The organism is Paenibacillus sp. EZ-K15, from assembly GCF_002573715.1.
Lineage (GTDB): Bacteria > Bacillota > Bacilli > Paenibacillales > Paenibacillaceae > Paenibacillus_AQ.
Genome location: NZ_PDHM01000022.1, coordinates 110,983 through 131,650, shown reverse-complemented (window position 1 = coordinate 131,650; position 20,668 = coordinate 110,983). Strand labels below are relative to the sequence as shown.

Sequence of the window (20,668 nt, the reverse complement as noted above, 5' to 3'; positions counted from 1 at the left end):
ATCGATCAGATCTCGGGGAAGTCTTTTTTTTGAAGAGATGTTGGGAGCGGGAGGGTGTTTTAAAAGAAGAAAAGGCCCCTTTCGAATATGAAGGTGTAGTGTAAATCTGAGCGGATGGTTGTGTGGAAATGAGAGAAGGTGAACAAAACCGCCTGTTCGGAATGTTTTATTTGCATGTTTTTTTGCACTATTCTACATAAGTTTTAACAGTGTATTGTGATAACTCTCATAAAAACAATTCTTATCAAATTCATAAAAACTTTGAATTGCCTGCACTGTATGACGGTGCTAAAATATATAGAACTAATAAATCTTACGTGTTAGGTAAATGTTACCCCTTGCCGCTTTTGCACAATACTGCATCGCCTCATGACAGTGTGTTCACTGCAGGAGAGGATTGATGTCCAACCTTTATGTTTTCTGTTATTGATCAGCAGCATTTTATTCTATACAAAGAAAGGTTGCATCTTATGAAACATACTGATTTTCCCCAGAAACAGGGCCTCTATGATCCGCAGTTTGAAAAAGATGCTTGCGGTATGGGTTTTGTTGCCCATATCAAGGGTAAGCCATCCCATGAAATCGTTAGCAGCGCGCTGACCATGCTTGCTAATATGGAGCATCGCGGCGGTCAGGGCAGCGAGCCGAACTCCGGTGACGGTGCTGGGATTATGTTGCAAATTCCTCACTCTTTCTTCTCCTCCGAAGCAGCGAAACTGGGCTTTGAGCTTCCGGAAGCCGGGCATTATGGTGCCGGCATGCTGTTCCTATCCCATGATCCTGCTGTCCGTTTGGCCCATGAAGACCAGTTGGCTTCGATTATTGCTGAAGAAGGTCAGACCCTGCTTGGATTCCGTGATGTCCCAACCCATGATGAAATGCTGGGTAAATCAGCAAAAGCGGCAAAGCCGTATGTTCGCCAAGTGTTCATTGGACGAAGCGCCGACATTCAGGATGATCTCTCGTTCGAGCGCAAGCTGTATGTTATCCGCCGTCGGGCCGAGCTGGCTATCCGTTACAGCGGCAAGCCCGAAGGCGATAGCTTCTATGTGTCCAGCCTTTCCTGTCGGAAAATCGTATACAAAGGCATGTTAACGACGGAGCAGGTGGGGGAATTTTACTTGGACCTGCAGGAAGAAGGATTGGAATCCGCTATCGCGCTGATTCACTCCCGTTTCAGTACGAACACTTTCCCAAGCTGGGAACGTGCGCATCCGTACCGCTTCATGATTCACAACGGCGAGATCAACACGCTGCGCGGGAATGTCAACTGGATGCACGCCCGTCAATCACTGTTTGAGCATGAACTGTTCGGAAGCGATCTGGAGAAGGTTAAACCTGTCATCAATCCGGACGGATCCGATACCGGTATGTTCGATAATACATTTGAATTCCTGTATCTCAGCGGTCGTTCCCTGCCGCATGTGGCCATGATGATGGTCCCTGAGCCGTGGAGCAACCATGAGAGTATGGATAAGACCAAAAAAGCATTCTACGAATACCACAGCACCCTGATGGAGCCATGGGACGGCCCGGCCGCAATGGCGTTCACGGACGGTGTTCAGATCGGGGCTACCCTGGACCGGAACGGACTGCGTCCATCCCGTTATTATGTAACGAAGGATGATCTGATCATTCTGTCCTCCGAAGCGGGCGTACTGGATATTCCGCCGGAAAATGTGCTGTATAAGGACCGCTTGCGTCCTGGCCGGATGCTGCTCGTTGACACGCAGGAAGGCCGGATCATCTCCGATGAAGAAGTTAAAGCAAGCATCGCCGCGGAACTTCCATACTCTGAATGGCTCGAAGAGCATCTGGTAGAGCTTCATGATCTTCCTGAACCACCGGAACTGCCGGATCCAAAGCATGAAAATGTACGTCAACTGCAGCAAGCCTTCGGTTATACGTATGAGGAGCTGCGCAAAGTAATCGAGCCGATGGCGATCACGGGTGCGGAAGCTGTTGCATCCATGGGATATGATGCACCGCTCGCGGTGTTGTCCGATCGTCCGCAGCGGCTGTTCAACTACTTCAAGCAGATGTTCGCCCAGGTGACGAATCCGCCGATTGATGCGATTCGTGAAGAACTGGTCACTTCAACGGCAACAACAATCGGTCCGGAGCGTAATCTGCTGAAGCCGGAGCCCGAAAGCTGCCGTCACATCCGTCTGGATTCGCCGGTGCTCTCGAATGAAGATTTTGCGAAGCTGCGCCACGTTCGTCGTCCCGGCTTCAAATCCATGACCATTCCGATTTTCTTCCCGGCAGCGGAAGGTGCAGAAGGGCTTCGCCAAGCAATCGAAACCCTTTGCGAGGCAGCGGACCGGGTCATTGCCAAGGGCCATAACATCTTGATCTTGTCGGACCGCGGCGTGGATAAAGACAATGCTGCGATTCCATCGCTGCTTGCCGTATCATCACTCCATCATCACCTGATCCGTCAGGGAACCCGAACCAAGGTGGCGATCCTGCTTGAATCCGGTGAGCCTCGCGAAGTGCATCATTATGCCCTGCTGCTGGGTTACGGCGTGAGCGCGGTCAATCCGTATCTGGCGTTCGAAACACTGGATGACATGATTGCGGAAGGCATGCTTCGCGGGATCTCGCATGAGAAAGCGGTGAAGAATTACATTAAAGCGGCAAACAAGAGCGTTGTCAAAGTGTTGTCGAAAATGGGGATCTCCACGATTCAATCTTATCGCGGGGCCCAGATCTTTGAGGCCGTCGGCCTCAAAGAAGATTTCGTAGAAAGCTATTTCACACGGACGCCATCCCGTATCGGGGGTATCGGTCTGGAAGAAGTGGCCAAGGAAACTCTGGCCCATCACGAGCGTGCCTTTACCGATAAGGATGGGAACGATAAAGCGCTGGATTCAGCCGGCGAATATCAATGGAGAGCTGACGGGGAAGAGCATTTGTTCAACCCGAGAACCATCCATTTGCTGCAGCAGGCTGTCCGAACCAATGACTATGCAACTTATAAAAAATATGCAGAGCTTGTGAAAGGGGAGAATGAGCAGCATCTTACGCTGCGCTCACTGCTCGAAATCAAGCCGATCGGCGAACCGGTACCACTGGATGAGGTTGAATCCGTAGAATCCATTATGCGCCGATTCAAAACGGGCGCGATGTCATTCGGCTCGATCAGCAAGGAAGCGCATGAGAGCCTTGCGATCGGGATGAACCGCATCGGAGGCAAGAGCAATACGGGTGAAGGCGGAGAGGATCCGGCACGTTTCATCCCGGACGCTAACGGCGATTCCCGCCGCAGCGCTATCAAGCAGGTGGCTTCCGGACGTTTCGGCGTAACCTCCAACTACCTGGTGAACGCGGACGAGATCCAGATTAAGATGGCGCAGGGGGCGAAGCCGGGTGAAGGTGGACAGCTGCCGGGCCGTAAAGTATATCCTTGGGTAGCCGAGGTTCGTGGTTCGACCCAGGTGTTGGCCTGATTTCGCCGCCGCCGCATCATGATATCTACTCCATTGAGGATTTGGCGGAGCTTATTTACGACCTGAAGAATTCCAACCCGCGTGCGGATATTAACGTGAAGCTCGTATCCGAGGTAGGTGTGGGTACGATCGCCGCTGGCGTTGCGAAGGGCCGCGCCGATATCATTCTGGTCAGTGGTTACGATGGTGGAACGGGGGCTTCGCCGCAAGGCTCGATCCGTCATGCGGGTATGCCTTGGGAGCTTGGCCTTGCCGAGACCCATCAGACACTCATCATGAACAATCTGCGTGACCGCGTTGTGCTCGAGACGGATGGCAAAATGCTGAACGGACGCGACTTGGTGGTAGCGGCTCTGCTTGGGGCCGAAGAGTATGGCTTCTCTACGGCACCATTGGTTGCCGTCGGATGTATCATGATGCGTGTCTGCCAAATGGATACCTGTCCGGTTGGCGTAGCCACGCAGAATCCGGAGCTGCGTAAGAACTTTACAGGAGATCCGGAGCATGTTGCCAACTTCATGCGTTTTGTCGCTCAAGACATGCGCGAGCTGATGGCAGAGCTTGGTTTCCGAACCATTAATGAGATGATTGGACGTACCGATTGCCTGGATGCCGTTAAAGCGGATCATCACTGGAAGAAGAAAGGCGTGGATATCTCCGCATTGCTGTATACGCCGGAGCTTCCGGAAGGCACCACTCGCTATCGTACGCAAAGACAGAATCATGGCCTGGAAGAAACGCTGGATATGCGTTCACTGCTCAGCAGCGCTGCGCCTGCATTGGAATCGGGAGCAGCGGTGGAAGGCACCTTCCCAATCACAAACGTGGATCGTGCAGTAGGTACCATTCTGGGCAGTGAAGTCACACGCAAATACGGTGCTGCTGGACTACCTGAAGACACGATTCAATTTAACTTCGTGGGTTCCGCAGGCCAGAGCTTTGGTGCCTTTGTGCCGAAAGGGATGACGCTGACGGTGGAAGGGGATGCGAATGACTATATCGGTAAAGGCCTTTCCGGCGGCAAGCTGATCGTGAAGCCTTCGCCGAAAGCAACCTTCAAAGCCGAGGAGAACATTATTGCCGGTAATACCGCGTTCTATGGTGCTACAGGCGGTGAAGCCTACGTAAGAGGCATTGCCGGTGAGCGCTTTGCCGTTCGTAACTCGGGTGCGAACATTGTGGTTGAAGGAGTTGGTGATCATGGCTGCGAATACATGACCGGCGGCCGGGTAGTCGTGCTCGGCGAAACCGGACGCAACTTCGCGGCCGGGATGTCTGGCGGTGTAGCCTACGTCTATGATCCTGAAGGAACTTTTGTGGATCGCTGCAATCTGGAGATGGTGCTCCTTGAGCGCGTGGAGGAAACAGCAGAAGCGGAAGCACTCCATCATCTTGTCCAGCAGCATGAGCAGTACACCGGCAGTGTGCCGGCACAGCAAATTCTAGGAGATTGGGATCAGGCGCTCAGCCGCTTTGTCCGTATTATTCCGAAGGATTACAAGCGCATGCTGCTGCATATCGAAAAGGCGCAAGATCAAGGCCTGGCGGGTGAAGCTGCACTCCTCGCCGCTTTTGAGGCGAATATGAAAGAATTGGCTCGTACAGGGAACTAACATCTGATGTTATGCTATCAGTAACCACATTGTGTTCTTTAATGAATGCAATGTGGTTTTTTTTCATATATAAATAAGTTACGATAGTCTTATTAAGAAATTTGTATTTTCAACAAAATATTCCAAAAGAAAATTCGACAAAATTAGAACCCGAAGCATAGGACAAAGGCTCCACAAGACGACAGCATCATGTGGATTCGTTAGTTATAATATTGGTAAGTAAGTTGTTTAATAGGTTGTTGCTGTATACATGTAATTTCAACAAGTATGAGCAGCTGGGATGGAGAGGAAATTATAGATAAGCGAGGTAGTTGTGGAAATGAGTGTGGACAAGGAGAGAGGCTCCGGAAGCACCGAGCAGCGGCTTGACCAACAGAAAATGAACATCGACATCAATAAGCTCATGACTCAATTGGGAATCCATCCTGATAAATGGCTGCAAATGGAGGAATTACGAAAAGATTAGATAGGGTCTTATGGTGACAAGAAAATCCCCGACATGTTGTGATAGTAGTATCCTACACGTCGGGGATTTGTAGTTCTTGGGCGTAAAGCCGTTATTTCATAGCCCGTTCCATGCGAACAAATGCAATAAATCGCTTGGCTTCGTCTTCAGTGAGCTTGCGGCCGTCCACTGTAAGGTTAAAGCGTTCCAATAAATCCTCGTCGGATAGTTCAAGTCCGTCCACAAACGATCGAACCTCCGCATCAAGCACCGTTTTTTCCTGTGTCGTTCTCCCGATCAGATAATCTATGGATACGTCAAACAGATCTGCCAGGCGGGTCAATGTTTCGAAATCGGGCTTGCGCCGATTTTTTTCATAATGGGATAGTGCAGCACGTGTAATACCGACAGAGGTAGCGAGCTCTTCCTGAGTCCATCCATGCTGTTCACGTAATTCTGATATTCGTTCTCCGTAGTTCACGCATTGATCCCCCTTTCGAATGGCTTGTATCTATAGAAGTTAATTGAATAGATCTATAAGTTGAAATTGCCGGTTTATTCTATACATAAAAAGGCTACTTTTTATTGACTAGATACAATATGTATCGTATTATAAACATTAATAAGATACATATTGTATCTACAATGTAAAGGTTTGGGTACAGTTAGTATCATTTTATCCAGTGCAGAAATGTCCCATACCAAAAAATTATAATAAGGAGCGGATGAGTTACCTCCAATGTTACGAGAACGGCAACACCAAATTACAGTAAGGATTAGAGTCATGCAGATCGGGGAATTAACCATTCATGGGAAAAGTCATTCCGTTACACCGCTAGAGTTGCTGCCAAGTGGTCTTGTATTCCTATGTCCTTGGGAAATACCGATTCATTCTAATGTTATATTGGGTTACGAAATTGATGATAATGTGGATCATATTCTGCTTTCAGGCCACATTGAATCAAGGGGACTCTTTTATGGACGCCAATTGTATCATACGGAATTCTATACAGATGGCGATAAAAAGACCCGTATCGTGGGTATGTTGAACCGAATGATGTTCGGTCACAGCGAGTCGAATAAAATGAGTCTCTATAACTGAAACGTAATTCATGGATAGCCTGCAGCGAACAGGTATTCACGATGAATCATTATCATGGTTTATTGATATTCTACTATATTTATGTTGCTTGGTCATTAGTTCTTTTACCTTAAATCCTTGTGCATGATGTGGGATGGGTTTAGAATATCGTTGTTTTTCTCCTACTATAAATGAACTTGTTTATATGATTTCATATGTAGATTTATATTCAATCTTGAATTGGAGTTGTATATTTAGTTCATTGTAATCATGAAACCTCCTCGATACATATTTCTGCGAGTTCTTTTTCCCCTGACCCTTGTTCACTATGAATTCAATGTGTTTAATGATTCAACATCGACCTTTAACGGAACAGGATAAGGTCAATGCAATGGAGGGCATCACTGGATGAAAATGAGAAGGAAATGGGTCCTGTGGCTTCTAGCTATTCTTATACTGCTGCCTTCTGCGTATCTTCTGTATACGTATCAATCCATTAAATCGACAGCTAATCGGATTTACGAAGAAAGGGAGCCTTCACCTGTAGTCCCAACCTTCGTACAGGATCGGACGACAATTCAGGTCGGCGATAAAAATATGAGGGACGCTGATCCATTTACTGTCCTAGTTTTGGGCGTAGACCAAAGGCCCTATGATCGTGGGCGATCCGATGTCATGATATTAATGGCAGTAAACCCTGCAAAGGGGTCAGTACTGATTTTTAATATCCCGCGTGATACGAGGACTGATATTGTAGGACATGGAACGGTGGATAAAATCAATCATGCCTATGCCTTTGGAGGCGTTGAGATGTCGGTCAGCAGCGTCGAGAATTTTTTGCAATTCCCTATCGATTACTACATTAAAGTGGACATGGAGGGCTTCTCCAGCATTGTAGATTCATTGGGTGGAGTCACCGTAAATAACAATATGGGGTTCGCATATGCTGGCTATGACTTTGATCAGGGGAAGTTGAACTTAAACGGTGATGAAGCACTGGCATTCTCGCGTATGCGCTTTGAAGATCCTAAGGGAGACTTAGGTAGAAATACAAGGCAACGGGAAGTTCTGAAAGGGATCTTAAACAAGTTAATAAGGGTTTCGACTGTCTTTAAACTGGAATCACTTCTGGATAACATTGGGAGCAGTGTCAAAACGGATATTTCGTTTGAAGAGATGAAGATGTTTGTAACAGAGTACCGTCAAAAACTGAAAAAGGTTGAGCAGGTTGAAATTGCAGGCCATGGTCAAAAAATGAATGGAATTTGGTATTATATCGTCGGTGATCAAGAAAGAGAAAAGATAACGTCTACTTTAAGAGCGTATATGGAATGACTCGTAACACAAAACCCCCTTTTTGAGTAGAGGGGGTTTTGTGTGTGAAGGAGAATAACGAAGTTTTAGGTTATTTTGATTATTTTTTGAGTGGGGGGATTGAACAGACTATCTTCCAATGATTTGATCAATCGTGGTTTGAAATACGTCCGCTAATCTTGTTAGCGTTTCCAGGTTTGGTTCTCGGCGATCCTTTTCATAATGTGATAAAGAAGCCCGACTGATTCCAATACGTTCGGATAGCTCTTCTTGGGTCCAACCTTTTTGCTCCCGCAATTTTGCAATGCGAGATCCATATGACATTCATACTCACCTCTCTACAAGTTCCATTAATTTAGAGCAAACATACATCATATAAAAACATCTAATATGATACAAAATGTATCTTAATTTCCGTCTATCGTCAATACATATTGTAGCAATTATTTAAAATTTAGAAAAAAATGTATCTTTAACCTTCTAATATAATGGACATTTCAGGTCCTGTAGTCTTAACATGAATTGATTTATTTACGTTTGACAAAGAGTAACAATTTATATAGAATTTTTATTGTGGATACATTATGTATCATTCCGTGCATAAAATAGATGCACCAATCCCGGAGAGGAGATGACGGGATGAAAGAAGTGATGATGTATTGCGTCAGTTGCTGTCGGATGCTTCCCATCACCCAAAGCCACAACTTGTATAAAACCGGCTTCTATAAGCATAATGTTCCGGCGGGAGTCTGCAAGGAGTGTCAATCGGATTTGTTGGTGCATCGCAAGTAGACGGCTCCATTCCTATGCAGTGTCGGGGTCATGCATTTCAACAATTTTGTCCTTTGCTCTAGTATTGTATAATTGTGGAGATTGACATGATACAAGGGCAAAGGAGAATAGATTACATGAAGCAGGAACCGCTGGTAAGACTGCTCGGGGTTACGAAGAAAATCTCGTCCAAGGTTTTGGTAGATCATGTGACTTTAGATATCCCACCTGGGCAAATCTTCGGATTTCTTGGGCCGAACGGAGCAGGCAAGACAACGACCATTCGCATGATGGTCGGGCTGATGTCCATTACCCAAGGGGATATTACCATCGGGGGTTACAGCATACGGAAGAATTATGAACAGGCAGCCGCTCAGATCGGGGCGATCGTCGAGAACCCTGAGATGTATAAATTTTTGTCTGGTTATAACAATCTGAAGCATTTTGCGCGCATGATGCAGGGCATTACCAAAGAACGTATCGATGAGGTCGTGGAACTTGTCGGGCTCGGGAATCGGATTCATGAGAAAGTGCAGACCTATTCGCTGGGGATGCGCCAACGGCTTGGCGTGGCACAGGCACTGCTGCACCGGCCGAAGCTTCTGATCCTGGACGAGCCTACGAATGGCTTGGACCCGCAGGGCATTCGGGAGCTGCGTGATTATTTGCGCAGATTGACGCAGGAGGAAGGGACGACCGTATTCGTCTCCAGTCATTTGCTGTCTGAAATGGAGCTGATGTGTGATACCGTTGGCATTATACGTCACGGCAAGCTGATTGATATCCGTCAGCTGCGGACGGCCGAGGGAGAGCGGGTGTTTGAAGAGACCGCATTTACCGTCAATGATGCGGATGCAGCGGCAGCGCTGCTCCAGGAATATCAAGCGTCAGCCCGCGATCACCGAATCATTGTTAGCGGCGACGAGAATATGATTGCAGATATCAACGCGGCATTGGTTGGGGCAGGCATACGCGTATATGCCATACAGCCGGTGACCCGTTCGCTAGAGGATCAATTTTTGGAAATGACGGGAGGGGGATCCGTTGTTGAATAACTTTACCCGTCTTGTTGCCAATGAGAATATGAAAATCTACTATCGCGTACGGACATGGGTCATGCTGGCGATTCTCCTCTTGTTTAATGCGGCCATGCCTATCATGCTGTACTATACGAATGCGCCGATGGATGTCTGGACCGTATTTACATGGACGGAAAGTTTCACCATCTACCTAAGTACGATATTTACGGTAATTATCGCTGCGGATATCGTGGCCGGGGAGTTTGCCGGAGGCACCATCAAATTGCTGCTGATCCGGCCGTGGAGCCGAGGGAAGATTCTGTTGTCCAAATTCACCTCCCTAATTCTATTCGGTCTGCTCTGTGCGGGAATTACGGCCGTGGTAGGGATCGCTATTTCGCTGCTGTTGTTTTCCGGCAACACCGGATTATCAGACGGATTCGCGGGATCATCGATGAACAACTCGCTGCTTCTCCTGCTGACCGATACGATCCAGGCGCTGGTCATCTCGCTAATTGCGTTTATGCTCTCTACGGTGTTTCGTTCTGGCGGTCTGGCGATTGGATTATCGCTGATGCTCCTGTTCACCAAAGATATTTTCGGTTTTATCTTTAATCCGGAGCGGTTTGAATGGGCGAAGTATTTACTCTTTCTCCACATCGACCTAAGCGGCTATATCCAGTCGCCTGTCGGACCGGGCGGAGTGGGGCTGGGTTTCTCCATCACGATTCTGGTTGTTTATTGCTTGTTGTTCATGCTTATCTCTTGGTTAGCCTTTACGAAGAGAGACGTTGCAGCTTAATTTATGGATAAGAAAAGAGCTCCTTCTACCCGTGTGAATCACATGGATGGGAAGGGGCTCTTTGATTATGTCGGCTGAAAGAACGGGCCGAACGATATAATACTGCCGGGTTCGGGTGGTCGTCCATATGCCAGGTTAACCTGCTTCCGATCGCTGAAGCGGTAGTGTGGTGTCCGTTGACTCCGCAGCTTCTTGAGTCGTGGTTTGATGCTCCATTCGGCTTGCTCCATTTAGGAGTCCGCCTTCCATAACGATCAGGGAAGCGGCGTAAACATCCCCGTACATCTGTCCCGTAGGCGTGATGGTCAGTTTGTTTTCCGCCGTCACATCGCCATACACCTTGCCGGCCACGATAACTTCCCGAGCGGAGATATTGGAGCGGGCAATCGCTTCTTCGCCGATGGTCACACAGCCTTGGCTTTCGATGGAGCCGTTAAAGCGCCCGTCAATCCGCAGATTATCCTCGCATTGCAGCACGCCCTCAACTTCACTTCCTGGTCCAATCAGCGTATCTGTTCGCTGGGAAGCCCGCTTGTTCTTGTTTTTCTTTTTCATATTACATTCCTCCTCATCATGAATGGATGGTGCTTACTGCAGATAAGGCAATGGGTCAATCGTCTGGTTGTTTTTGACGACCTGGAAATGAAGATGAGGGCCTGTGCTTCGCCCGGAGGATCCCAGCTTGCCAATGGATTCACCTTGCTCGACATGATCGCCTACCGACACGGCCAGACTGTCCAGATGCATGTACCAGGTCTCCAGACCATTCGGATGTTTGACTACGATATAAAGCCCCCGGGCTCCGCTGCGTTCCGCTGCCGTCACCTCACCAGCGCCTGCGGCATAGATCGGATCGCCGGTTTTACCGGCAATATCGATGCCGGCATGATAGGCCGAACGCCCGCTAAAAGGATCGCTCCGATAACCAAAATTCGATGTCAGTCGTTTAGAAGTGGTTGGCCACAGTGAGGGTGTGCCTTCACGTTTCTCTTGGGTCTCCTGGGCTTGATCCAGCGTACGCGGAATATGACGCTCCATACGTGAAATCAACTGCTGAATCTCCTCAAAATCATCATGGGTCTCCCTTGCGAGACTTAACATTTCATTCTCATGAACGGCAATGAATTCCCCTCCGACATGCTGCTTATCCTCAGCTGTGATGGAGGAGGTCTGTCCTGATAAGCTGCCGTGCTTCTGAATAAACTGTTGAAGCTCCTGCTCCAACTGCTGAACGCGCTCCATCTGGACCTTCGTTTGCTCTGCTTCACCCGACAGCTGAATGATAGCTTTGTTTAGTCGTTCTATGGCTTCCTCCTTGTCGGTGACCGTCACTTCCATCTTTAAGGCTTCCAGGCTTCTGAGCATCAGCTGCTGTTCCAGCCCCGAGATCGTTTGGGCCGACTGGATCTGCAGGGAAACGATCAGTCCGGCGATGGACAAAATAGCGGCCGCGGGCACCGCTATCATTAGAGGTTTGGACAGATGGATCTGTTTGACTGAATGCTGGGCATCCCGAAGCACCAGCAGGGTTAAGCGTTGTTTACGGTGTGTGGTTTTCATGGCATCTCCCTTCCATACATCATTTATGAATCATGGTACCCGCTAGACTTGGCCAGCTCCTTATCTAGTATGTATTCTATTCTTTCGAAGAACATGTCAAAAATTATTAGATAAGAGAACTTATTCAGTATGGTGCGTCATTGGGTAATTGAATAAATACATATGGAATTGGTCAATGATGTAGTGTAGTTATTCGGTTCAAAATACGACTATTATTCATGCTGAGGAGGCTGTCGATATGGTATGGCTTCTGGTTGCACTTATTACTTTTATTTTGCAGATGGTTGCAGTGCTGTTGCTGGAGTTTCGGAATCCGTCCAAGGCCGTGGCCTGGCTGTTTATTTTATTTTGCCTCCCATTGATCGGGTTTGTACTCTATTTCTTTGTGGCGAGGGACTATCAGAAGCGGCTGAAGATTCGCAAGCGGGGCTCCAGACTGTTTCAGGAACTCAGGGGGCACCTGTGGGATCGGGCCGCCGTTGTTCGGCACAAGGAAGATATGAACAATGCCGGATTTCATCACAATGATCGTTTGTTCAATCTGCTTAATCACTTGTCGGAGAGTCCGATTACAGGGTGTAATCAGAGCCGAGTGTTGACGGATGGGAAAGAGACTTACGCTGCCATGCTGAGCGCGATGGAGCAAGCCAAAGATCATATTCATGTGGAGTTTTATATCTTTCGTCATGACCGGATCGGCACGAAGTTTCAGGAGGTCATGATTCGAAAGGCGAAGGAAGGCGTAAAGGTACGTCTGGTTTGTGATGGGCTGGGCAGTTATAAACTCAAGAAAACGTTCATTGAGCGGTTTAAGGAATCGGGAGTGGAGTTCTATTTCTTCCTGCCCGCCATGGTTTCGATGTTCAGCCGCAGAATCAATTACCGGAATCACCGTAAAATCGTTGTGGTGGATGGCACGATCGGTTTTCTTGGCGGGATTAACGTCGGGGACGACTATCTGGGCGAATATCCGAAAATGGGCTACTGGCGCGATACGCATCTGGAAGTTAAGGGAGATGCAGTCTATTTCCTGCAAAATGTGTTTCTGCATGACTGGAAGCTTGCTTCCGGGGAGCGTATTGCGGATTTCGGGCTGTTCCCGGAGCATCAATGCACCGGGGATGAGCAAGTGCAAATTTTGAGCAGCGGACCGGATCTGAGCTGGAATGCCATTCAGGAGATGTGCTTCGGGGCGATTTCCGTAGCCAAAGAACGGATATGGATCACAACGCCGTATTTCATTCCCGATGAAGGGATATATGAGGCGCTGAAGACGGCAGCGGTGAGCGGTGTGGATGTACGGATCATTATTCCGGATCGTGCCGATTCCCGTTTTGTGAAGATGGCAAGCTTGTCCTACGTGGAAGAGCTGCTGGCAGCTGGAGTTACCTTCTACGAGTATGAAAAAGGATTCATCCATGCCAAGGTGCTCATCGTGGACGAACTTCTCGGTTCGGTCGGTACGGCGAATATGGATATGCGGAGTTTCTTCTGTAATTTTGAGCTGACAGCCGTACTGTTTGATCAACTGCCGATAGAGCAGTTGGTTGCGGATTTTAAGGAGGATCTCAAACAGAGCAGGCAGATTGATGCGGAGAGGTTTCGTCAGCGCGGAAGATGGCAGAAAGCAGCCGAAATTTTATGCAGGATGCTGTCACCCTTACTATAAGTGTAACATCTCACATCAGATGTGAGAGTGTTGAAAAGGCAAGTGAAATTCAGGAAGAGACCTGAAAGTTCTATGTCCAGCATTTATTCTATGATAGAATATTTATAAGGGTTTCACTTATAAATATAAATTAGCTTATTTTTCATAAGTTGAACGGGGGAGATTTATGTCAAGTGATGTGAAGATTCTTGCGCAAGTGAAAGCGGAGCAGCAGAAGCCGGAGAATCCCAAGGCAGGCTCAACCACCTTGAAGCTTCTCCGTCGTCTGGTGTTCTTAACTTTCGGTGCGGTATTGATGGCAGTAGGGCTGGAGATCTTTCTGGTACCCAACAGAATTATTGACGGGGGCATTACCGGTGTATCCATTATGGTTTCCCATATCACCAATGTTCCGTTAGGTGTATTCCTGACCTTGTTCAACCTTCCATTTTTATTTATGGGATATAAACAAATCGGGAAAACCTTTGCATTATCCACGCTGTTCGCCGTCGTGATCATGTCCATTGGAACTTATTTTCTACATCCCGTTGATCCGATCACCATTGATCCGCTGCTTGCGGCCGTGTTCGGCGGCGTTCTGCTCGGAATCGGGGTAGGTCTTGTTATCCGGTCTGGCGGCTCCCTGGATGGAACGGAAATCGTGGCTATTCTGATCAACAAAAAGACGCCGTTCTCTGTCGGTGAAATCGTGATGTTCATTAACGTATTTATTCTTGGCAGCGCAGGATTTATTTTCGGTTGGGATCATGCCATGTACTCGCTGATTGCTTATTACCTGGCGTTTAAACTGATTGACATTACAATTGAAGGCATTGATCAATCCAAATCGGTTTGGATTATCAGTGATAAGCATAAGGAGATCGGTGATGCGCTGACCCAACGTCTTGGGCGCGGTGTAACCTATCTGGAGGGAGAGGGCGCTTATTCCGGCGACAGCAAGAAAGTTATCTTTGTTGTCATTACCCGCCTGGAAGAAGCGAAGCTCAAATCCATCGTAGAAGATTGGGATTCCCAGGCTTTTGTTGCCATCGGGAATATCCATGATGTGAAGGGCGGCCGCTTTAAGAAGAAGGCCATTCATTAATGCACCAATATTCCGATGTTCCACCCATGTTGAGAGTTAACACGGGTGGAACATTTTTTTTGTTTAAGGGACATCTGCGTGCAAGCGAAGTGCCTTCTTCTCCCGTCCATATTGACGAATGATTCTTGTCATCGCCTGCACAGCCGCGGATTGACCGACAGCCTGGTTAACGGTTCCGGTGAAATAAAGTCCTGATTCAGGGTGATGGAAGGCAAATGCGCCGGATTGACCCCAGTGACCGATGAGTCCTCGTCTCAAGCCAAATGGAGAAAGCGGCTGTCTTGAAATGCCGGTGCCATAGAAAAAGGGGCCAGGTGCCCAGAGAAAATTCCATTCCCTTTGGAGTTCATCCAAATCACCTATCGGAAACAATTCCCCATTAAAAAAGGCCCGCAGGAAAATCATCGTTTCCCTTGCCGTTGAGACGATGCCGCCTTCCGCTCCGATTGACGCCATATACTGAGGAAGGTCCAAACGTTTCTTCTTATAATAGAATGGAACAGGAGTCGTATCCTCCGGGTTATGATAGAAATACGTCTGTGTCAGATTCAGCTTGTCGAAGATGTATTCCTTGAATACGCTCTGAATGGAGTCACCCTTGATATTCTCGATGATCTGCCCAAGCAGCCGATAGTTGGTGTCGGAATATTGGGCTTTTTTCTCCTGTCCCGGTATGAATTTAGGCTTTCGCCGTCTCGCTGCATTCAATGTTTTGTCCAGACTCCAAGCCTGATCATGCCCGGCGATGAGTTCCGAGAAGACGTCTCCGGAAAAATAGTCCGGGATGCCTGACGTATTGGACATTAACTGTTTGACGGTAATTTCTTCGGTGTAATCCCTGTTCTCCATCATATGGAGTCCCGCGATGATCTCTTTTGAAAGGTACTCGCTGATGGGATCATCGAGCCCAAGCCGCTGCTCCGCTCGTAACTTCAAGATTACGGCTGTCACATACAATTTAGTCACGCTGGCAATGAAATAGCGGTCCCCAGTCTGCATCTCCCCGCCGCTGCTGACAAGGGAGAGTGATTGCTTCTGGTCCTCGACGCACAAAACCGTGCTAAACACATTTCTTTTATTAGCGATCTGAGCCAACCATTTATCCAGAAGCGACTGCTCCAAGGCTCTTCCCATTCTCCATATACCTCCCATGGATCCTAATTAATCGATACCTTATGCAGATTCATGTCTCTTGCTGTTTCCGCAAACGAGCGGCACGAATGAAATCCTCAGCGGCTTCGTCCATCATATGGATCATCCTGTCGTCATCCACGCTCTCCGTAAACAAATCATTGGCTAGCATGACACAGAGACCTGTCTGAAAGGTTTGCATCTTCAAAAAAATCGATTGCAGCTCCTGATCAGAAAATCCCGCAAGCTCCGGATCCAACTTCATTAACCCGATAACCTCACGGATTTGTTCCGGGGTATTCTTCAAATGGGGATTGTTCTTCATGGTCAAATCCCGGTAGAGCACAGGGTATTCCTTCGCGAATCGCAGACTTGCCATGCCGATATCCCGGAACGGCTGACCGGATTGCTGCTCTGCAATCAATCCTCTGGCTAGCTGAAAGGCCTTTTCGACGACCTGTTGAACCAATTCTTCAGCATCGTTGAAATTGACATAGATTGGCGCGATGGAGCTGCCCAGACGTTCGGCTACTTTTCGTATCGTGATGGACTCGATTCCATCCGTCTGAGCAATGTCAAATGCGGCTAGCACGATATCTTGTTTGGTGAACTTCGTTTTTGGTGCCATTGCTGTTTGCAACTCCTTAGATTATTTATATGCAAAACAGGTGATACATATCACATGATATATATGGATTATAAATAGTAATTAGACCGAGTTCAACCTTTTCGTATAAGGGGTTGCTGGAGGTTTATTTGTAAATCCAGTAAAATCCACCTATAATAAGAACGTATGTTTGTTAAAATATGAAATAGTTCAACATACAGCAGTAAGGGATTAGAGGGGAGGAAGAGAAGTGGCTCATACGCAATATGAACGGATAACGACCAAACAGACTTTAAACAGAGTGAAGGAAGAGAGGATGCCCTTCGATTGGTCCATCAATCCGTACCGCGGATGCGGGCATGGCTGCAGTTTTTGTTATGCCCGCGCGTTCCAATCCTTTATCGGCATGGGGGCGGAGGATGAGTTTCAGCATCATATCTTTATGAAGTCGAATGCAGCCGAAGCGCTGGAGAAGCAGTTATCGAGTGCAGCGAGGAAGTTTGACCATGATATTGAAGCGATGCGCAGATTTATTGGACAGGTTACGATCGGTACGGCAACCGATCCGTACCAGCCGATCGAGAGCAAGGAGGGCATTACGCGGGAGTGTTTGAAGTTGCTTGCTAAGTACCGCATCTCCACAAGCATTACAACGCGCTCTCCGCTCGTGCTCAGAGATATGGACATATTGACCCGAATGGAGAATGTGTCCGTCAACATAAGTCTCAACACGCTGAATGGGGACATCATCCGGAAGCTGGAGCCGGCATCGCCTCATCCGGAGGGCAGGCTCGATACGATCCACCGATTATCGGCTGCAGGCATAAGAACGGGCTTGTTTGTGGCGCCTGTGCTGCCCTTTTTGACGGATAAGGAGTCGGAACTGAAGGATCTTCTGTCGCAGGCGAAGGTAAGGGGCGTTTCCTTTGCCATGATCTCGTTACTGAGACTCTCGCGCGACGTGAAGAAATGGTACATCGAAACACTTAAACACCAGTTTCCCGAAGTGGTTCAGCCTTACCGCGAGTTATATGGACAGGGCGCATATGCCGAAGAACATTACGTACGTTCCTTCAAATCGATGGCAGCCAGGCTGCTGAATGAATATGAGCTGAATGGACTGACCTCGGAGGCATCGGCTGCTGCCGTGAGCAAGGCTGGGGCGATCGAAAGCGTGACTTCTCAACAGAACGGGACGCAGGTGGAAGGCGCTCGCGATCACCTTCTTTCAGTGGGGGACTTGCTTGCTCCTGCACAGCCAAGGAAGCTGCCACAACCGGCAGCGCCGGTCTCCGGGGAGGAGCTAATGCCGGATATTGAACAGCTATCCTTTCCTTTTTGAGGTTCCCTTTCCTTGGGGCTTCAGATGTCGGATGACGTTCTCGATCGGTTGCGGAGGCAAGGTCTGAAGCAGGTCGCCCTTCTCTCTTAGCCGTTCTTCAATGTTCAGCAGATTAAAATCCGTGGGAGAAACATCCTGACGGACCTCATCCCAAGTGAGCGGCGTGGAGACGGTCCCCAGCCGTCGGGCCCGTGGGGTATACGGAGCGGCGAGCGTCCTTCCGCTGTAGTGTTGAAGATAATCGAAATAGATTTTATCGCCGCGATTCTTCTTAAGTCGTTCGATGGTGAACAGCTTAGGGAACTTCTCGGTTACATACTGCCCCACGAATTGGCCGACCGTGCGAAGTTCATCGAACGTAATGCCTTCCGGAATCGGCACGATGATCTGCACCCCGGTTGCTCCTGAGGTTTTCGGGACGGAGGACAGGCCCAAGGAGCTCAGGACGTCCCCTACAATCGCAGTTGCCTCCATGATCCGTGGCTCCTCCGGCAGGGTTGGATCCAGATCAATCATCCATTCGCAGGGTAGATTGCTGCCTGCGAGGTGTAGTGAAGGGTGAAACTCAAGCGCAGCCAGGTTCCCCAGCCAGAGCAGCTCCGGCAGTCCGTTGAGCAGCACGTAGTTAATATTTTCATGCACATAGGTCTGCACAAAAGGCGGCAGCGGCTCCGGCGCATTTTTCTGATAGAAGGATTCGCCCTCGGCCCCGTGCGGATACCGGATGGTCGTGAGCAGTCTGCCCCGGCAGTACCGGAGCAGGAACGGGGAGATGGCCGCAAGCTTTTGCAGATACATCGCTTTGGTAATGCCGACTTCTGGCCATAGCGGTTTGTCGGGATTCGTAATTTGAATCTCCTGTCCCTCGATCATTAGGGTCCCTTTGACGGTACGAGCCATATGGTTTACACCCCCTCAATCGATACGAGTTTGGGATGGCGCATCATGCCATCCTGACTCCATTCAAGAAATGTGACCTGAACGGAAAGTGGCTGGCTAAGCCAGGCCAGCTGTTCTTTCTTCAGGTCGGTATGGAGCGTACTCCATATCGCATCAGCACGATGGCTTTCGGCATATTGCAGCAGCCTTTTCTTTGTCTGCTCATTAAGCCCCAGGGAAGCCCGACCAATGTAGTTACCGTCGTCATCGGCAATGACGAGGCTGGCGACACGGCCTTCCCTGATAATCATGGCGACGGCGGAGGCTGTCATGTTGACAGCGATCTTTTTCTTATACCAATCCCGATGTTTCTTGCCTTCACGATAAGGAGAGGAGAGGCGCTTCATCACAATGCCCTCCCATCCCCGTTCTTCGGCCCAACTCCATAAATGCTCGCCTTCAAGAAACAGATCCGCGGTCAGCAGGCCCGGTGTGTCGGAAACGATCTCCTTCAGGCGGTGGTGACGCTCAAGATAAGGCAGCTTACGCAAGTCTTGGTCGCCGTCCACCAGAATGTCGAAGAGAACATAAGTAAACAGAGGAGCGTTCGTGCTGATCGCACGCGAACGCTCCCGCTGAAGAACCTTCTGAAACACGGGACGACCCAGCTCCGGATGAAAATAGACAACCTCGCCATCTAAAAGAAGACGCCGATCCTGCAAACCGGATAATGCCTGAACGACTTCGGGATACAGAGACGTTTTATCGAGCAGCTTGCGGGAATATAACGATACGCGGTTCTGGTCAAGTCCGGCCAGTATGCGGACGCCGTCCCATTTCAGCTGATAACCCCAATCCTCGCCTGTCGTGATTTGATCCGTCGAGATCGGTGCCATCGGCTCTTTGGGCAGCAGATTCTGCATTTGTCCCATACGGATCAGGATGTGGAGTCGGATTTCTTGGATTTGGTTGTTCGGCGCTTCGGCTTCGGTGCGTCAAGCTCGCCTTCCCCGCCGCTGACCTTGGCAGCCGGTTCTTTGGCAGCTGTCTTCCGGGTTGGTTTACGCGGCTTCGGTTTGGTGCCTGGATCCGTTCCGATTGGCTTTACGGCTTCGATGCTTGCCTGGAGGGCAGCCATCAGATCGACAACGTTGGTCTCCTGACGAGCAGGGGCAATCTTGATCTCTTCACCGGACACTTTGCTGTTGATCAGATCCAGCAGACGTTCGCGATAATCATCCGTATATTTCTCAGGGTCAAAGGGAGTCGACAGCTGGTCAATCAGCAGTTTGGCCATATCGAGTTCCTTGGAGTTGACCTCGGTTCTTTCAGGCAAATTCGGGACCTGGGAGATCGGCCGGATCTCATCCGGGTAGAAAATCGTCTCGATCGACAAGCATTCATCGAGCACTCGGATCGCGGCCAGACTGCTCTTCGAGCGAATAGCGATTTTGGCGATGCCGATTTTGCCTGATTGCTTCATCGCTTCCAGCAGGAGCCGGTATGCGTTTGCACCTGCTTGATCCGGCGAGAGATAGTATGTCTTTTGAAAATAAATCGGGTCAATTTCGGTCAGATCCACAAAGTCCAGAATGGTAATGTTTTTGCTGTTCTGTTCGGCGAGCTGCTCCAGCTCTTCTTTCTCGAACAGTACAAATTTCCCCTTCTCATATTCGTACCCCTTCGTAATTTCCTCCCAGGCCACTTCCTCTTCACATACCGGACATTTGCGGATGTAAGAGAGCGGGCTGCCGCACTCCTTGTGAATGTAGCGCATCGAAATATCCTTATCTTCCGTAGCCGAGAACATCTTGACGGGCACGTGCACCAGACCAAAGCTGATCGCGCCCTTCCATACCGTATGCATTCTATGAAACCTCCTATCAAATTCTAATATGT

At 48.9% G+C, this 20,668-nt stretch carries 16 protein-coding genes and 2 pseudogenes; 9 read left to right on the top strand and 9 right to left on the bottom strand.

The features are described from left to right. The first annotated feature begins 470 nt into the window (after positions 1-470). Positions 471-5,065, top strand: a pseudogene (gene gltB / locus CRG97_RS27315) (glutamate synthase large subunit). A 319-nt stretch (positions 5,066-5,384) separates the two neighbouring features. After that, a complete protein-coding gene (locus CRG97_RS33395; RefSeq protein WP_202619007.1) occupies positions 5,385-5,531 on the top strand; it encodes a hypothetical protein in 147 nt (48 codons plus the stop codon). 91 nt (positions 5,532-5,622) lie between these two features. Here the strand turns inward: CRG97_RS33395 and CRG97_RS27310 are convergent, their stop codons facing one another. Further along, positions 5,623-5,991 (bottom strand): helix-turn-helix domain-containing protein, encoded by a 369-nt coding sequence (locus CRG97_RS27310; protein WP_076324736.1) that lies wholly within the window; start codon positions 5,989-5,991, stop codon positions 5,623-5,625. Between the two features lie 303 nt (positions 5,992-6,294). On the opposite strand from CRG97_RS27310, the gene CRG97_RS27305 reads away from it, so the two are divergent. After that, entirely contained in the window at positions 6,295-6,612 is a 318-nt protein-coding gene (locus CRG97_RS27305) for a hypothetical protein (RefSeq protein WP_215157799.1), read from the top strand. Positions 6,613-6,999: 387 nt separating this feature from the next. After that, positions 7,000-7,926 carry an LCP family glycopolymer transferase gene (locus CRG97_RS27300; RefSeq protein ID WP_098748776.1) on the top strand — a complete coding sequence of 309 codons (927 nt, stop codon included), beginning with the start codon at positions 7,000-7,002 and terminating at the stop codon, positions 7,924-7,926. Positions 7,927-8,037: 111 nt separating this feature from the next. On the opposite strand, the pseudogene CRG97_RS27295 reads toward CRG97_RS27300, so the two are convergent. After that, positions 8,038-8,229, bottom strand: a pseudogene (locus tag CRG97_RS27295) (helix-turn-helix domain-containing protein); the annotation flags it as partial. 584 nt (positions 8,230-8,813) lie between these two features. Between CRG97_RS27295 and CRG97_RS27290 the strand changes: the two are divergent. Together CRG97_RS27290 and CRG97_RS27285 are read left to right on the top strand one after the other, a co-directional pair. Next, positions 8,814-9,731, top strand: a complete 918-nt coding sequence (locus CRG97_RS27290) for an ABC transporter ATP-binding protein (RefSeq protein WP_098748775.1) — start codon at positions 8,814-8,816, stop codon at positions 9,729-9,731. Beyond that, a complete protein-coding gene (locus CRG97_RS27285; RefSeq protein WP_098748774.1) occupies positions 9,721-10,497 on the top strand; it encodes an ABC transporter permease in 777 nt (258 codons plus the stop codon). Before CRG97_RS27290 ends, CRG97_RS27285 begins: the two co-directional genes overlap by 11 nt. 135 nt (positions 10,498-10,632) lie before the next feature. Here the strand turns inward: CRG97_RS27285 and CRG97_RS27280 are convergent, their stop codons facing one another. Both CRG97_RS27280 and CRG97_RS27275 read right to left on the bottom strand, forming a co-directional pair. Then, positions 10,633-11,052 (bottom strand): bactofilin family protein, encoded by a 420-nt coding sequence (locus tag CRG97_RS27280; protein ID WP_098748773.1) that lies wholly within the window; start codon positions 11,050-11,052, stop codon positions 10,633-10,635. Positions 11,053-11,085: 33 nt separating this feature from the next. Continuing rightward, positions 11,086-12,057, bottom strand: coding sequence for a M23 family metallopeptidase (locus CRG97_RS27275; RefSeq protein ID WP_098748772.1), 972 nt, complete (start codon positions 12,055-12,057; stop codon positions 11,086-11,088). A 238-nt stretch (positions 12,058-12,295) separates the two neighbouring features. Here CRG97_RS27275 and cls point away from each other — a divergent pair, with 238 nt between their 5' ends. Together cls and CRG97_RS27265 are read left to right on the top strand one after the other, a co-directional pair. Then, positions 12,296-13,726 carry a cardiolipin synthase gene (gene cls / locus CRG97_RS27270; RefSeq protein ID WP_098748771.1) on the top strand — a complete coding sequence of 477 codons (1,431 nt, stop codon included), beginning with the start codon at positions 12,296-12,298 and terminating at the stop codon, positions 13,724-13,726. Positions 13,727-13,892: 166 nt separating this feature from the next. Beyond that, complete coding sequence (locus CRG97_RS27265; protein WP_076324728.1) at positions 13,893-14,810, top strand: YitT family protein; 918 nt, start codon at positions 13,893-13,895, stop codon at positions 14,808-14,810. A 63-nt stretch (positions 14,811-14,873) separates the two neighbouring features. On the opposite strand, the gene CRG97_RS27260 is transcribed toward CRG97_RS27265, so the two are convergent. Further along, positions 14,874-15,944 (bottom strand): serine hydrolase domain-containing protein, encoded by a 1,071-nt coding sequence (locus CRG97_RS27260; protein WP_098748770.1) that lies wholly within the window; start codon positions 15,942-15,944, stop codon positions 14,874-14,876. 49 nt (positions 15,945-15,993) lie between these two features. Then, positions 15,994-16,569 carry a TetR/AcrR family transcriptional regulator gene (locus CRG97_RS27255; RefSeq protein WP_098748769.1) on the bottom strand — a complete coding sequence of 192 codons (576 nt, stop codon included), beginning with the start codon at positions 16,567-16,569 and terminating at the stop codon, positions 15,994-15,996. A gap of 229 nt (positions 16,570-16,798) precedes the next feature. Between CRG97_RS27255 and CRG97_RS27250 the strand changes: the two genes are divergently transcribed. Then, complete coding sequence (locus CRG97_RS27250; RefSeq protein WP_098748768.1) at positions 16,799-17,890, top strand: SPL family radical SAM protein; 1,092 nt, start codon at positions 16,799-16,801, stop codon at positions 17,888-17,890. Here the strand turns inward: CRG97_RS27250 and ligD are convergent. From ligD to ku, 3 genes are read right to left on the bottom strand one after another with little or no spacing between them, the layout of a single operon-like run. Continuing rightward, positions 17,873-18,790, bottom strand: coding sequence for a non-homologous end-joining DNA ligase (ligD, locus tag CRG97_RS27245; protein WP_098748767.1), 918 nt, complete (start codon positions 18,788-18,790; stop codon positions 17,873-17,875). The two genes, CRG97_RS27250 and ligD, sit on opposite strands and share 18 nt — an antisense overlap. Before the next feature lie 5 nt (positions 18,791-18,795). Continuing rightward, entirely contained in the window at positions 18,796-19,692 is an 897-nt protein-coding gene (locus CRG97_RS27240; protein ID WP_237566597.1) for an ATP-dependent DNA ligase, read from the bottom strand. A 14-nt stretch (positions 19,693-19,706) separates the two neighbouring features. Continuing rightward, on the bottom strand, positions 19,707-20,636 hold the full coding sequence (ku, locus tag CRG97_RS27235; RefSeq protein WP_098748766.1) for a non-homologous end joining protein Ku: 930 nt from the start codon (positions 20,634-20,636) through the stop codon (positions 19,707-19,709). Between the last annotated feature and the right edge of the window lie 32 nt (positions 20,637-20,668).

What these genes read in the sequence shown, in the direction of transcription:
- CRG97_RS27305 (WP_215157799.1), top strand. Translation starts at nt 6,295, where the DNA reads ATGCAGATCGGGGAATTAACCATTCATGGGAAAAGTCATTCCGTTACA.
- ligD (WP_098748767.1), bottom strand. Translation starts at nt 18,790, where the DNA reads ATGGCTCGTACCGTCAAAGGGACCCTAATGATCGAGGGACAGGAGATT.
- CRG97_RS27275 (WP_098748772.1), bottom strand. Translation starts at nt 12,057, where the DNA reads ATGAAAACCACACACCGTAAACAACGCTTAACCCTGCTGGTGCTTCGG.
- CRG97_RS27240 (WP_237566597.1), bottom strand. Translation starts at nt 19,692, where the DNA reads ATGCAGAATCTGCTGCCCAAAGAGCCGATGGCACCGATCTCGACGGAT.
- ku (WP_098748766.1), bottom strand. Translation starts at nt 20,636, where the DNA reads ATGCATACGGTATGGAAGGGCGCGATCAGCTTTGGTCTGGTGCACGTG.
- CRG97_RS27280 (WP_098748773.1), bottom strand. Translation starts at nt 11,052, where the DNA reads ATGAAAAAGAAAAACAAGAACAAGCGGGCTTCCCAGCGAACAGATACG.
- CRG97_RS27255 (WP_098748769.1), bottom strand. Translation starts at nt 16,569, where the DNA reads ATGGCACCAAAAACGAAGTTCACCAAACAAGATATCGTGCTAGCCGCA.
- CRG97_RS27265 (WP_076324728.1), top strand. Translation starts at nt 13,893, where the DNA reads ATGTCAAGTGATGTGAAGATTCTTGCGCAAGTGAAAGCGGAGCAGCAG.
- cls (WP_098748771.1), top strand. Translation starts at nt 12,296, where the DNA reads ATGGTATGGCTTCTGGTTGCACTTATTACTTTTATTTTGCAGATGGTT.
- CRG97_RS27290 (WP_098748775.1), top strand. Translation starts at nt 8,814, where the DNA reads ATGAAGCAGGAACCGCTGGTAAGACTGCTCGGGGTTACGAAGAAAATC.
- CRG97_RS33395 (WP_202619007.1), top strand. Translation starts at nt 5,385, where the DNA reads ATGAGTGTGGACAAGGAGAGAGGCTCCGGAAGCACCGAGCAGCGGCTT.
- CRG97_RS27260 (WP_098748770.1), bottom strand. Translation starts at nt 15,944, where the DNA reads ATGGGAAGAGCCTTGGAGCAGTCGCTTCTGGATAAATGGTTGGCTCAG.
- CRG97_RS27300 (WP_098748776.1), top strand. Translation starts at nt 7,000, where the DNA reads ATGAAAATGAGAAGGAAATGGGTCCTGTGGCTTCTAGCTATTCTTATA.